Source organism: Massilia soli, from assembly GCF_016809835.1.
Lineage (GTDB): Bacteria > Pseudomonadota > Gammaproteobacteria > Burkholderiales > Burkholderiaceae_D > Telluria_A > Telluria_A soli.
Genome location: NZ_JAFBIL020000008.1, coordinates 232,426 through 244,505, shown reverse-complemented (window position 1 = coordinate 244,505; position 12,080 = coordinate 232,426). Strand labels below are relative to the sequence as shown.

General features: G+C 64.7%; 13 protein-coding genes. 8 read left to right on the top strand and 5 right to left on the bottom strand.

Annotated features, from left to right (window positions below; all coding sequences use genetic code 11):
• Complete coding sequence (locus tag I4X03_RS19925; RefSeq protein ID WP_223469987.1) at positions 1–393, bottom strand: hypothetical protein; 393 nt, start codon at positions 391–393, stop codon at positions 1–3.
• A 71-nt stretch (positions 394–464) separates the two neighbouring features.
• Positions 465–653, bottom strand: coding sequence for a hypothetical protein (locus tag I4X03_RS19920; RefSeq protein WP_223469986.1), 189 nt, complete (start codon positions 651–653; stop codon positions 465–467).
• 162 nt (positions 654–815) lie between these two features.
• Between I4X03_RS19920 and I4X03_RS19915 the strand changes: the two genes are divergently transcribed.
• The 3 genes from I4X03_RS19915 to I4X03_RS19905 all read left to right on the top strand — a co-directional run bounded on the left by I4X03_RS19915 (position 816) and on the right by I4X03_RS19905 (position 4,809).
• A complete protein-coding gene (locus I4X03_RS19915) occupies positions 816–2,096 on the top strand; it encodes a glycerate kinase type-2 family protein (RefSeq protein ID WP_223469985.1) in 1,281 nt (426 codons plus the stop codon).
• 115 nt (positions 2,097–2,211) lie between these two features.
• Complete coding sequence (locus tag I4X03_RS19910; protein WP_223469984.1) at positions 2,212–3,357, top strand: glycerophosphodiester phosphodiesterase; 1,146 nt, start codon at positions 2,212–2,214, stop codon at positions 3,355–3,357.
• A 69-nt stretch (positions 3,358–3,426) separates the two neighbouring features.
• A complete protein-coding gene (locus I4X03_RS19905) occupies positions 3,427–4,809 on the top strand; it encodes a DUF2254 domain-containing protein (protein ID WP_307735385.1) in 1,383 nt (460 codons plus the stop codon).
• A 46-nt stretch (positions 4,810–4,855) separates the two neighbouring features.
• Here I4X03_RS19905 and I4X03_RS19900 read toward each other — a convergent pair whose 3' ends face one another.
• Complete coding sequence (locus I4X03_RS19900) at positions 4,856–5,248, bottom strand: VOC family protein (protein WP_223469982.1); 393 nt, start codon at positions 5,246–5,248, stop codon at positions 4,856–4,858.
• Positions 5,249–5,544: 296 nt separating this feature from the next.
• On the opposite strand from I4X03_RS19900, the gene I4X03_RS19895 reads away from it, so the two are divergent.
• The 4 genes from I4X03_RS19895 to I4X03_RS19880 are packed head-to-tail and all read left to right on the top strand — an operon-like array spanning position 5,545 to position 10,027.
• On the top strand, positions 5,545–6,063 hold the full coding sequence (locus I4X03_RS19895) for a Csu type fimbrial protein (RefSeq protein WP_223469981.1): 519 nt from the start codon (positions 5,545–5,547) through the stop codon (positions 6,061–6,063).
• A gap of 9 nt (positions 6,064–6,072) precedes the next feature.
• On the top strand, positions 6,073–6,783 hold the full coding sequence (locus I4X03_RS19890; protein ID WP_223469980.1) for a fimbrial biogenesis chaperone: 711 nt from the start codon (positions 6,073–6,075) through the stop codon (positions 6,781–6,783).
• A 35-nt stretch (positions 6,784–6,818) separates the two neighbouring features.
• On the top strand, positions 6,819–9,053 hold the full coding sequence (locus I4X03_RS19885) for a fimbria/pilus outer membrane usher protein (protein WP_223469979.1): 2,235 nt from the start codon (positions 6,819–6,821) through the stop codon (positions 9,051–9,053).
• A complete protein-coding gene (locus tag I4X03_RS19880; protein ID WP_223469978.1) occupies positions 9,050–10,027 on the top strand; it encodes a Csu type fimbrial protein in 978 nt (325 codons plus the stop codon). Before I4X03_RS19885 ends, I4X03_RS19880 begins: the two co-directional genes overlap by 4 nt.
• Before the next feature lie 9 nt (positions 10,028–10,036).
• On the opposite strand, the gene I4X03_RS19875 is transcribed toward I4X03_RS19880, so the two are convergent.
• A complete protein-coding gene (locus I4X03_RS19875; RefSeq protein WP_223469977.1) occupies positions 10,037–10,291 on the bottom strand; it encodes a hypothetical protein in 255 nt (84 codons plus the stop codon).
• Between the two features lie 242 nt (positions 10,292–10,533).
• Positions 10,534–11,295 carry a response regulator transcription factor gene (locus I4X03_RS19870; RefSeq protein ID WP_223469976.1) on the bottom strand — a complete coding sequence of 254 codons (762 nt, stop codon included), beginning with the start codon at positions 11,293–11,295 and terminating at the stop codon, positions 10,534–10,536.
• A 320-nt stretch (positions 11,296–11,615) separates the two neighbouring features.
• Between I4X03_RS19870 and I4X03_RS19865 the strand changes: the two genes are divergently transcribed.
• Complete coding sequence (locus I4X03_RS19865; protein ID WP_223469975.1) at positions 11,616–12,068, top strand: MarR family winged helix-turn-helix transcriptional regulator; 453 nt, start codon at positions 11,616–11,618, stop codon at positions 12,066–12,068.
• Positions 12,069–12,080 lie beyond the last annotated feature (12 nt).

Here is a 12,080-nt window from a genome sequence, read left to right as displayed (position 1 = left end):
TTAGTCCGAATGGGCGACGCGCAGGCCGCCTTTTTTGTCCGGCAGCCATGCTTCGGCAAGGTCGGAACTGACATCGAAGAAACCGAGGCCGTGTTTGCCGGCCAGGCTGAATACCGCTTCGTGGGCGCGGTCGATCTTGTCCCAGTCGAGGAAGGACAAGTAGATCAGGGACGGGCCGATCGTATAGTCGGTGCCGGTGTCGCCGTCGCCTTCGGCGGGCGCGAACTCGGCCGACAGCTCGGCGAAGAATGCCTGTAGAGCCGCGGTGGCGATGGCAGGGTCGTCGTAGTCCTGGTCGTCGTGCCACTCGGTTTGCTGGTCGTACCAGTCGAGGAAGGCGTCACGCTTGTGCGGCGCGGCCTCCGGCGCAAAAACCATCAGGTCGTAACTCATTGGGGCTCCAGGTTCGCGCTGCGCTGGCGCAGCCGGAAACCCGGATTATTTCACAATGCGCGGGGACCGGCTTATTTCGCCATCCGGGCAAGCGCCTCAATGGCTTCGGCACGGACCGTGTCGCCCGAGCCGACCATGCGGTACAGGCTCATCACGCCAGGACCGTTCGCGGCAGCGGGCGTGAACAAACGTACAACAGAGCGAGCCAGCGACGACAGGAACGCATTTTCCGAAACGAGGGAGAAGGTGGTAGTGGTCATTGGGCGCTTTCGTGAACAAGTGGATTGATTCGAGTATCGGCCCCGATGAGAAATAAATCCAATTCGATCTTTCGATACCAGTCATTCACCGAATGTATTTGAAGGGGCGCTGCGGCGGTTCGCATATACTTGACAGACACGCTGTTCATTCAAGGAACCTTCATGTCGCCAGAAGAGCTGTTGCAGAAAATGTTCGCCGCCGCCGTGGATGCCGCCCAGCCGCGCCACTGCCTGCCAGCTCACCTGCCGCCGGCGCCGGCCGGCCGCACCTTGGTCATCGGTGCGGGCAAGGCATCGGCGGAAATGGCCAGGGTGGTCGAGCAGCACTGGCCCGGGCCGCTGAGCGGCCTGGTGGTCACGCGTTACGGCTACAAGGTGCCGTGCGAGCGCATCGAGATTATCGAGGCTGCCCATCCGGTGCCAGACCAGGCCGGACTGGAGGCGGCGCGGCGCATCCTCGCGCTGGTGCAGGGCCTGAATGCGGATGACCTGGTGATTTGCCTGATCTCGGGCGGCGGTTCATCCTTGCTGCCGTTGCCCGCCGATGGCCTCAGCCTGGCCGACAAGCAGGCGCTCAACCGCGACCTGCTCAAAAGCGGCGCGACCATCAGCGAGATGAACTGCGTGCGCCGCCACCTGTCGGCGATCAAGGGCGGACGCCTGGCCGCGGCGTGCTTCCCGGCGCGGCTGGTGACGCTGGCCATCTCCGACGTGCCGGGCGACGACCCGATCAATATCGCCAGCGGACCGACCTGCGCCGACCCGACCACCTGCGCCGATGCGCTGGCGATCCTGCGGCGCTACGCGATCGACGTGCCGCCGCCAGCGCGCGCGCTGCTCGAGAGCGGCGCCGGCGAGAGCATCAAGCCGGGCGACGCGCGCCTCGCCAACAGCGAGACGCGCATGATCGCCACCCCGCAGATGGCGCTGGAAGCGGCAGCGGCGGTGGCGCGCGAGGCTGGCGTGCCGGCCCATATCCTTGGCGACAGCATCGAAGGCGAGGCGCGCGAGGTCGGCACTGTCATGGCCGGCATCGCACGCCAGGTGGCGCGTTTCGGCCAGCCATTCGAGGCGCCATGCGTGTTGTTGTCCGGCGGCGAGACGACGGTGACGATCCGCGGCGACGGCCGCGGCGGGCGCAACGTCGAGTTCCTGCTGGCGCTCGGCGTGGCGCTCGATGGCCATGCGGGCATCCATGCGATCGCCTGCGATACCGACGGAGTCGACGGCCAGGAAGAGATCGCCGGCGCCTTGCTGGCGCCCGATTCGCTCGAACGGGCCTGGGCGCACGGCATCCGCCCGCGCGACAGTCTTGCCAACAACGATGGCCACGGGTTTTTCCAGGCGCTGGGCGACTCCGTCATTTGCGGACCGACCCTGACCAATGTGAACGACTTCCGCGCGGTGTATGTCGGCGCCGTGGCCTCGGCCAGTCAAGGCTAGGGAAGGGCGAGGGCGCCGGCTCCACAGCGGGCCTGACGCGCTTGCACCGGGGCGTCACAGGATCGTCATATCAGCTTGTTAAGCTCGACGCACGTTCAACAACCTGGAGTTCACCGTGCAACGACGCGTCCTGCCGTTCCCATCCCGCTTCGCTTCCCTGATCGCCATTGCCGCGGCAGCCGTCCTTGCGACGGGCTGCGGCAGCGACGGCGGCCCCGACCTGCAGAACCCTGGCGCCGCCTGGCCGCCAACGCCGACCGTGACCGGCCACCGCGGCGCCTCGGCGCTGCGCCCCGAGCACACGCTTGCCGCTTACCAGAAGGCCATCGAGGACGGCGCCGACGTCATCGAACCCGACCTGGTATCGACCAGGGATGGCGTGCTGGTAGCGCGCCACGAAAACGAGATTTCCGGGACCACGAATGTGGCGACGCTGTCGCAGTTCGCCGCGCGCAAGGCAAGCAAGGTTATCGACGGCGTGGCGGTCACCGGCTGGTTCACCGAAGACTTCACGCTGGCCGAGCTGAAAACCCTGCGCGCGCGCGAGCGCATTCCGGCCAATCGTCCGGGCAACGTCGCCTACAACGACCAGTTCGAGATCCCGACGCTGCAAGAGATCATCGACCTGGTCAAGCGCGAAGGCCAGGCGCGCAACAAGGTGATCGGCCTGTACCCGGAGACCAAGCATCCGAGCTATTTCAAGGCGATCGGGCTGCCGATGGAGAAGCGCCTGGTCGACCTGCTGGCGGCCAACGGCTACCGCGGCAAGGATGCGGCCGTGTTCATCCAGTCGTTCGAGACGGCCAACCTGAAGGAGCTGCGCGGCATGACGGCGATTCGCCTGGTGCAGCTGGTCGACAGTCCGGCCAATGCGCCGTACGACTTCGTTGCTGCAAAGACGGGCCGCACCTACGCCGACCTGATCACCGCCAACGGATTGCGGGAAATCGCCGCCTATGCGGATGTCGTGTCGCCGTACAAGGAAATCATCATCCCGCGCACCGGCGCCAATGAGCTGGGCGCGCCGACGCAGTTCGTCACGAACGCGCGCGCGGCTGGCTTGAAGGTCCACACCTGGACCCTGCGCCCCGAAAATCCGTTCCTGCCGGCGAGCCTGCGCGCGGCGCCCGCGACGTCGCCTAGCCAGCGCGGCAATTCGGGCGCCGAGATCCTCGCTTACCTGAACGCCGGGATCGACGGATTCTTTACCGACGACCCGGCCGTTGGCCGTGCGGCGGTGGACGCATTCGTGAAGAAGTGACCGGCACGCGCGGCACGCTGGCAGGTGCGACACGGCGCAACAGCCAGCGGTGCCTTAACGCACAGATCGATGAGCACCGCTTGCGATAGAGTGGTCCCATATTCGCTATTCATCGAAAGGTGTTCCCCGATGCACGGTGCCTCAGGAAGTCGTAGCTTCAAGCAACTCTGGTTGCAGATCCACTCCAGTTTATGGTTCGTGCCTGCACTCATCATTGCAAGCCTGATGCTGCTGGCGTTTGGCCTGGTGGAACTCGACCGGCATGTCGACGGCGTTGCGCAGCAGCGCTGGCCGCGGCTGTTCACGACGGAAGCCGACGGAGCGCGCGGCATTCTTTCGACCATTGCGGGCGTCATGGCGACCATTGCCGGCGTCACGTTCTCGATTACGATGGTGGCCCTGACCCTGGCATCGGCCCAGTACACGCCGCGGGTGATGCGCAATTTCATGCGCGACAAGGGCAACCAGGCGGTGCTGGGGATATTCGTCGGCATTTTCCTGTATTGCCTGCTGGTGCTGCGCGCCGTCAGCGAGCAGCCCGTGCCGTTCGTTCCCGCCTTCGCCGTGCTGGGATCGGTGCTGTTGTCCGTGCTGGGGAGCGCGGCCTTCATTTTCTTCATCCACCACATTTCATCGACCATCCAGGCAGCCGAGATGGCCCAGGCGATCACGCAAGAAACCTTGCGCATGATCGACAAATATTTTCCCGGCGATGGCGATAGCGCCGGCGGAGTGCCCAGGACGGCTAGCGCTCCGGCCGGCCTGGCCTGGCACGCCGTGCCCGCGCGGCAGTGGGGAACCATCCAGACGGTCGCGGAAGAGCAATTGCTGGCGTGGGCGTGCCGGCATGACGCGATCGTCCGCATCGAGCACAGGCCCGGCCAATTTGTCGGCCAGGACGCGACGCTGGCCTCGGTGGCCATGCGGCTGCCCCCGGATGAGCAGATGATCGACGCGCTGAACCGCGCCTTTGGTATCGACGCCTTCCGCACCCTCGACCAGGATCCCGCCTTCGGGGTTCGCCAGCTGGTCGACATGGCCCTGAAAGCGCTGTCGCCGGGAATCAACGACAGCACCACCGCGGTGACCTGCCTGGATCACATGGGAGTCATCCTGGCGTACTGCGGGCGGCGCGACCTGACGCCGCGCCACCGCTACGACGAGCACGGCAGCTTGCGGGTGCTGTCCATCGGCATCGATTACGAGCATCTGGCCAGCCTCGCTTTCAGCCAGGTCGCCGAGAGTGCGCAGGGCAACACGGAGGTATTGCTGAAGATCCTGGACACGATCGCCAGGGCAGGGCAGGCATGCGGGGGAAGCGCCGAGCGCCGGGCGCTGCTGCATCAGGCCGAAGTCACCGGCGAGATAGCGCTACGCAGCGCCAGATCGCAGGACGCGAAGGAGCGGCTCGACGCCCGCCTGCGCGCCCTGACGCAGGCGTTGGCCGCTTGATGCAGGCCCTATGGGCAGGCGCTCGGCCTGTGCGCAAGATCGTGGTTTATTTCGGGCGGTGCAGCGCGCAGAGCTTGTTGCCGTCCGGGTCGCGCACATAGGCCAGGTGAATCGTCCCCATGCCGCCGTCGCGCGGGCCGGGCGGCCCTTCAACCGACACGCCGCCGTGCTGGACGGCGATATCGTGGAATTCCCGCACTTGTTCCGGCGAGCTGCATTTGAAGCCGATGGTGCCGCCGTTGGCAGGTGTCGCTTGCTCTCCATTGATCGGCTCGCTGACGCAGAAGGTATTGCCCTCATGGCGATAGAACAGGCGGACATGGCCGCTGGGCGCCTCATTGCGGATCGGCTGGCCCGCTCCCAGCATCCCGAGCACGGCGTCATAAAAACGTTGCGAGCGCTGGATGTCGTTGGTGCCGACCATTATGTGATTGAACATGGCGTTTCCTTTGTGTGATTGAGCTGGACGCTGAATGGCGTAGCGCTGGCAAATATATCACCGGTCGCCCTCAATCGTACGGTCGTGCGCTTTTTTCGGACGGCCATCCGATCAACACCCTCAGCGCGACGGCAAATTTTTTACGTGGAAACTGTCGCTTTTCTTCCAATTTCCGCGGCGATCAAAACTGTTCCGACGTTGAGCAAAACTCTGGCCGCCAACCCCTCTGGATAATGAACACCATGTTGGAGCAGGGAAATAAATGTTCCATTTGACATCATCTGCGAGGAATCATCATGTTGAAAGCAAGAGCAAAGCGCCACGCCGTCGTATTCGCTGCGGTACTCCTGATGCCGGTCCTTGGCAGCGCGGCCGTGTACAGCAACGGCAGTAAATCGTCGACCTTCGATGTGACGATGCGCATCGTCGCCGATTGCACGATCGGCACCAATGGGATGGATTTCGGCCAGAGCCAGGGCGTCCTGGCGACCACGGTGAACGCGCAGTCGAGCATCAACGTCACGTGCACCAACACGACCGCTTACAATATTGGCTTGAACGCCGGAACTGGTAGCGGCTCGTCCGGCACCACGCGCTACATGAGCGGTACTGGCGCCAACACGGGCGTCGTGCAGTTCAATCTGTACCAGGCAGCCGGTTCCACGCCGTGGGGCAACACCCAGGGAACCAACACCATGGCAGGCACCGGCAATGGCACCCAGCAGACTTTGACGGTGTACGGCGAGATACCGGCGCAGAATACGCCGGCGCCGGATAGCTACAAGTCGACAATCACTGCGACGGTTTACTTCTAAGAGGCTGGCATGAGGCGAATACTGACGTTGCTGCTCTTCGCCATTGCGCTGGCTGGCGCCGGCGCCCAGGCCGCGAACCTGCAGATTTCGCCTGTCATGATCAACTTCAAGGCCGGCCAGAACGCGGCCGGAATTTCGATGCAGAACTTCGGCGATGCACCGGTGTATGGCCAGGTCCGGGTTTACCTGTGGGACCAGCGCGACGGCGACGATGTGCTGACCCCGACCGACCAGGTCGTTGCGAGCCCGCCGATCATCCAGATCCCCGCCAAGAGCACGCAGACGATCCGCCTGATCCAGCGCGGCGCTGCCGCCGCCAGCATCGAGCAGAGCTACCGTATCCTGATCGACGAGATTCCACGCGACGACGGCCCGGCCACCGGTGTCGACATCCGGCTGCGCTACTCGGTTCCCGTGTTTATTTTCCCGGCCGACGAACGCGCGGCACCGCAGCTGCAGTGGTCGGTGTTGCGCAAGCAAGGCGAATGGATGCTGAGCGTGCATAACGCCGGCAGCCTGCATGCGCAGATCGGCGCCACCCGTTTGCGCTCGGTCGCCGGCAAGGAGTTCGAAGTGAGCAAGGGCCTGCTCGGCTACGCGCTCGCCGGCCGCACGCGCGAGTGGCGGCTCGCCGTCGATAAAACGGCCGACCTGTCGGGCGCTGTCGTCATCGAGTCGAATGTCAACGCCAAAGCGACCAGCGCAGTCGCCAAGCAGTGAACGCCGCGCGCTTCCTGCTCTTGCCGGTGATGTGCATGGCTGTTGCCGCGCACTGCGATGCGGCCGAGCTGTATCTGGAGGTCACCCTGAACGGCAAGGCGACCGGCAAGATCCTGCAGTTTTCCGAAGGTGCGCGCGGCTTGCGCAGCAGCGCGCAAAACCTGCGCGAGCTGGACCTGAATCCGGCAGCTTTCGGCATCAGCGGCGAAGAATTCGACCTGGCCGACGCGCACGGCTTGAGCGTCGCCTACGATGCGGCGACCCAGGTGCTGGTGCTTCAGGTAAGCGACGCACTGCGCCAGCCGCTGGCGCTCGCCGCGCGCGCGACGCGCACGGTGGCGGAAGGGGTAGCGTCGCCCGGATTCCTGCTGCATTACGACCTGTATTCGCAAATCGGCGGCAGCGCCGGGCGCACCGCCGCATTCACCGAGCTGCGCTACTTCACCCCGCAAGGCGTGTTCAGCAGTACCGGAACGGCGACCTTGCGCGGCCTGGGCCGCCACTTCATCCGCTACAATACCTACTGGCAGCGTTCCAACCCGCTGACGCTTGAATCGACGCAGATTGGCGATATCGTCAGTTCGTCACTGGGCTGGACGCGCGCGCTGCGCATGGGCGGCGTCCAGTGGCGGCGCAATTTCGCCTTGCGCCCTGATCTGCTGACCTATCCGGTAGCGGCGCTGGCTGGTTCCGCGGTCGTGCCCAGTTCGGTGAGCCTGTTCGTCAATGGCGTGCAGCAGTTTGCCGCTGACGTACCGAGCGGCCCGTTCGTGGTCAACCAGGTGGCCGGAATCAATGGCGCGGGGCAGGCCACCATCATCACGCGCGATGCGCTCGGACGCTCGGTGTCGTCGTCGCTGCCGCTGTACGTCGACAGCCGGATGCTGGCGACCGGACTGTCGGACTATTCCGTCGAGCTCGGCGCGGTGCGGCGCGACTGGAGCACCCGGTCGTTCAACTACGCCAGCAGCCCGGCCGCGTCGGGTTCGTGGCGCTATGGGATTGGTCCCAACCTGACGGTCGAGGCGCATGGCGAGGCCGGGCGCGGCCTCGTCAATGGCGGCGCCGCGCTGCTGTGGCGCATCGGGCAGTTCGGGGTTGTCAACGCCGCGGCGGCTGCAAGCGGCGGGCGCGGCGATGGCGCGCAGGGCAGCATCGGCTACCAGTACATCGCGCCGCGCTTCAGCATCGACCTGCAATCGCAGCGCGCATCGCGCCGTTACGCCGACCTCGGCACCGGCGAAGGCACGCCGGTGGCCAGGGTCAGCGACCGCGCCAGCATCAATGCGACGCTGCCGCTGGGGCAAAGCGTCGGCCTCAGCTGGCTGTCGTACCAGAGCCCGATGCAGCCGGCGGCCAACGTCGTGGCCGCGTCCTACGCCGTGGCGCTGCGCAGCGGCGTGTACGTCACCGTCAGTGGCTTTCGCGACCAGCATGACCGCAGCGTGCGCGGCGTATCGGCCACGCTGAGCATCGCACTGGGCAACCGCATCGCCGGCACCGTGGGCAAGGGGCGCCAGAACGGCGCCGACAACCGGCAGTTCAGCATGTCGCGGGCGCCCGACTTCGGCGGCGGTTTCGGCTGGACCTTGCAGAAAGGCGATATCGGCGGCCAGGACTTCGACCAGGCGCAGCTGCAGTACCTGGGCAGTGGCGGCCATGCCACCTTGTTCACCCAGCGCACGGGCGAGCTGCGCAGCACGGCGGCCAACGTCAACGGTTCCCTGGTGTACATGGATGGCGCACTGTCGGCCGCGCGCCAGGTCGGGAGCAGCTTTGCGATGGTGGCCACCGGCGTGGCGGACCTGCCCGTGGTGCATGAAAACCGCCGGATTGGCCGTACCGATGCGCGCGGCCACTTGCTGGTGCCCAATCTGGTACCGTATGCCAATAACCTGATTTCGATCGATACCAGTGCGCTGCCGCCCGATGCGCGCATCGCCAACACCAGCATGCAGGTGGTGCCGCAGCAAATGGCCGGCGTGGTCTCGCGCTTCACGGTGGAGCGATATTCGGCGGCCTCGGTCGTGTTGCATGGCGCCGACGGCAAACCGGTGGCGGCGGGAACGCTGTTCAGGAATATGGCCAGCGGCGCGACCGTGCTCGCTGGCTACGATGGCATCGCTTTCGTCGACGACCTGGCCGCGGACAACACGCTGCGCTCGGCCGACGGCGCCTGTGAAGTGCGCTTCGGTTTCAAGCGCCCGGCCGACGGCAGCTTGCCGGTGATCGGGCCCCTGGCATGCAAGGCCGTGAACGGAACGCCATGAACACCGTGCGGATGCTGTTGCTGGCGCTGGCCCTCCTGGGCATGCACGCCGCCGCCCGCGCCGACAGCTGTACGGCCACGATGACCGACGTCGACTTCGGCGTCCACAGCACCGTCGGCGCGGCCGACGCCTATGCCACCGGGACCCTGACGATCACCTGCAGCTGGACCCTGCTGACCGGAATTCCTCCGTTGCTGCTGTTTCCGAACGTTGCAATCTGCGCCAATTTCAATACCAGTGTGCGCACCTTGAACCATGGCAGCAACACCATCGCGTTCGGCCTGTACCGCGACAGTTCGTATGCGCCGGCGGCGCTGTGGGGCAGCCCGGCAGTGCCATCGTCGCCGACGCCGATCTCTACCAGCTTCGGCGGCCTGATCGCGCTCGGCACGATGACGCGCACCATTGCGGTGTACGGGAAAGTGCCGGCTTCGGCCATCGAAGCGGCCGCCACCACGAGCGGCGGCGATACGCTGTACACCGCCAACCTGAACGGCAGCATCAACTACTCGTTTTATGGTCTGGTCGCGCAGCCTTGCGCCAGCAGCGGCAACAGCGCCGCGTTCGCGTTCGCCGCGCGCGCGACCGTCAGCAACAACTGCATGATCAATACCGATGCGCTGGCGTTCGGCACCCAGGGCCTGCTGCGCAGCGACGTGCGCACGACGGCGGCGATGCGGGTACAGTGCACCAAGGATAACCCGTACCGCATCGCGCTCAGCGGCGGCAGCGTCGCCAACAATCCCGCGGCGCGGCGCATGAAACATGGCGCCAGCGCGGCCACCATCGGCTATCAGATCTCGGCGACGCTCGACGGCGCGCCCTGGGGCGATGGCAGCAACGGCACCGCGACGCTTGCCGGGACCGGCAGCGGTGCGTTGCAGACGATTACATTGTATGGGAGGGTGCCCGCGCAGGCGACGCCGGCGCCGGGAGACTACAAGGATACGGTGATGGCGACCATCATTTTCTAAGCGCGCAGCTTAGAAGGTGATGACGGTGACGGCGGCGTCGGTCTTCGGGGAGGGGGCGGCGATGCTTGATGGGGCCGGCTGCGGCGCATGCTGGATCTGGAACGGCGCGTCGACATTGCATCGCACCGTCGTGTTCTGCGCCGCGGACTGGATGACGCACGCTTCCTTGATGACAAAGCTCACCTGCATGGCATCGCTGCGGCCGCCGGCAAGGGCGGCTCCGGACAGCGTCAGCAGTGTTACGAGGGTAACGAGTCGTTTCATGTATGCGATCACAGGTTCTGGGTGGGCGGGGTGTTGCTATAAAGTTCAGGGTAATTTCTTTTGGTAAACACCCTTGAATGTGATAGTACCTCTGCCTTGGCAGATCGTAAAGTGATTTTTTGAGAGATTTTGAGCCGGTTGGGGCCCTGCGCCGGCGCGCAGGGCGACACAGCCCGCCGACGCGGTAAAAGCGTCGGGCGGGCTGTGTCAAATTCTACACAGGTTCAACTGCGGAATGGATGTCAGCCGGGGCTGCGGCGAAATGCGCTCGGCGTGGAACCGGTCTTGGCGCGGAAGGCGGTGGCGAAATTGGCGGAGCTGGTAAAGCCAACCTGGGTGGCGATGTCGCGCACGTCCATCGCGGTCTCGCGCAGCAGTTGCGCGCTGCGGTTGATGCGGCAGTCGCGCGCGAATTCGAATACGCTCTGGCCGGTACGCTGGCGGAAAATGTCGCTCAGCTTTTCGCGGTAGGTGCCGACGGCCCTGGCGATGTCGTCCAGCGAGGGCAGGTCGGACAAGCAGCTGGCAATGTGGTTCTTGGCCGCCTCGACCAGCACCTCGTCGCTGCAGGCGCTCGCGGCCTGCTCGACCGGAGCTGTATGCTGGTACCTGGCCAGTTCGAGGTGGATGCGGATGCGCGCCAGTAGTTCACCAGGATAAAAAGGCTTGGAGACGAAATCGGCGGCGCCGATCTGGAGTCCCTGTGCGCGCTCTTCCGGCGAATCCGATCCGCTCAGGAAAATTACCGGAATGTCGCGGGTCGCGGGGTTGGCCTTGAGCATGCGGCAGCAGCTGTCGCCATCCATGACCGGCATGCGCCGGTCCAGCAGAATAAGGTCGGGGCGGTCGCTCAGCGCCAGTTCGTAGCCAATCTTGCCGTTGCCGGCCAGCGAGAGCTGATAAGGAAGGTCGAGCAGCATGTCGGCGACCCGGCATTGCTCGAATGCGCTGTCGTCGATCATCAGGATCTTGGCGTATGCCCGGCGGTGAAATGGGGAGGTCATGGTATCCAGCTCCGAAAGATGAAGTATCGATCGGCGGGGACAAGGCCGGAGTTGCGTGGTTCACAAATGGGGTGAACATTTCGGATCATAGCGGCTGGTCGATGCGTGCACCAGAAAATAATTGCGTGACGGCAAAAATACGACATTCTATTGACCTGTTGTTCTGATCGCTCTGTAACTTCCGATTTGCGGAACCGTCCAGCCCGGCGGTACCTGGATGGGAGCCAGGGTATCGGAGCGCATGGGTATCGTGCGCGCAGATCTGTTCCGACTCAATCGCGCTCGCTATATAATGGATTTTCCGAGGTCAGAGAACAACCATGAAATCTGCAAACGCGAAAAAACCGAAGCTGGCCGACTTCCTGTGCTTCGCGATCTATTCGGCCAACCTGGCTTTTGGCCGCGCCTACCGGCCGATCCTCGATGAACTCGGGCTCACCTATACCCAATACATCGCGATCATCGCGCTGTGGGAAGAGGACAAGCAGACCGTCAGCAGCCTGGGCGAGAAGCTGTTCCTCGAGTCAAACACGCTCACGCCGATCCTCAAGAAGCTCGAGTCGCTCGGCTATCTCAAGCGCGAGCGTTCTGCCAGCGACGAGCGCCAGGTGATCGTCAGCCTGACCGGCGCCGGCCGCCAGCTGCGCGAAAAAGGCCTGGAGATGAACCTGGTCAAGGAGTCCGGCTTGTCGCCCGCGGAATTGAAGACCGTCCAGAATACCGTGGTCGCAGTGCGTAACAGCCTGGTCAAGGCGACCCAGGCGCGCCAATAACCCGCTGTCAGG

Bases quoted from the DNA above. Each gene is read 5' to 3' on its own strand.
- I4X03_RS19925 (WP_223469987.1), bottom strand. From the start codon at position 393: ATGAGTTACGACCTGATGGTTTTTGCGCCGGAGGCCGCGCCGCACAAG.
- I4X03_RS19920 (WP_223469986.1), bottom strand. From the start codon at position 653: ATGACCACTACCACCTTCTCCCTCGTTTCGGAAAATGCGTTCCTGTCG.
- I4X03_RS19915 (WP_223469985.1), top strand. From the start codon at position 816: ATGTCGCCAGAAGAGCTGTTGCAGAAAATGTTCGCCGCCGCCGTGGAT.
- I4X03_RS19905 (WP_307735385.1), top strand. From the start codon at position 3,427: ATGAGCACCGCTTGCGATAGAGTGGTCCCATATTCGCTATTCATCGAA.
- I4X03_RS19900 (WP_223469982.1), bottom strand. From the start codon at position 5,248: ATGTTCAATCACATAATGGTCGGCACCAACGACATCCAGCGCTCGCAA.
- I4X03_RS19895 (WP_223469981.1), top strand. From the start codon at position 5,545: ATGTTGAAAGCAAGAGCAAAGCGCCACGCCGTCGTATTCGCTGCGGTA.
- I4X03_RS19890 (WP_223469980.1), top strand. From the start codon at position 6,073: ATGAGGCGAATACTGACGTTGCTGCTCTTCGCCATTGCGCTGGCTGGC.
- I4X03_RS19885 (WP_223469979.1), top strand. From the start codon at position 6,819: ATGGCTGTTGCCGCGCACTGCGATGCGGCCGAGCTGTATCTGGAGGTC.
- I4X03_RS19880 (WP_223469978.1), top strand. From the start codon at position 9,050: ATGAACACCGTGCGGATGCTGTTGCTGGCGCTGGCCCTCCTGGGCATG.
- I4X03_RS19875 (WP_223469977.1), bottom strand. From the start codon at position 10,291: ATGAAACGACTCGTTACCCTCGTAACACTGCTGACGCTGTCCGGAGCC.
- I4X03_RS19870 (WP_223469976.1), bottom strand. From the start codon at position 11,295: ATGACCTCCCCATTTCACCGCCGGGCATACGCCAAGATCCTGATGATC.
- I4X03_RS19865 (WP_223469975.1), top strand. From the start codon at position 11,616: ATGAAATCTGCAAACGCGAAAAAACCGAAGCTGGCCGACTTCCTGTGC.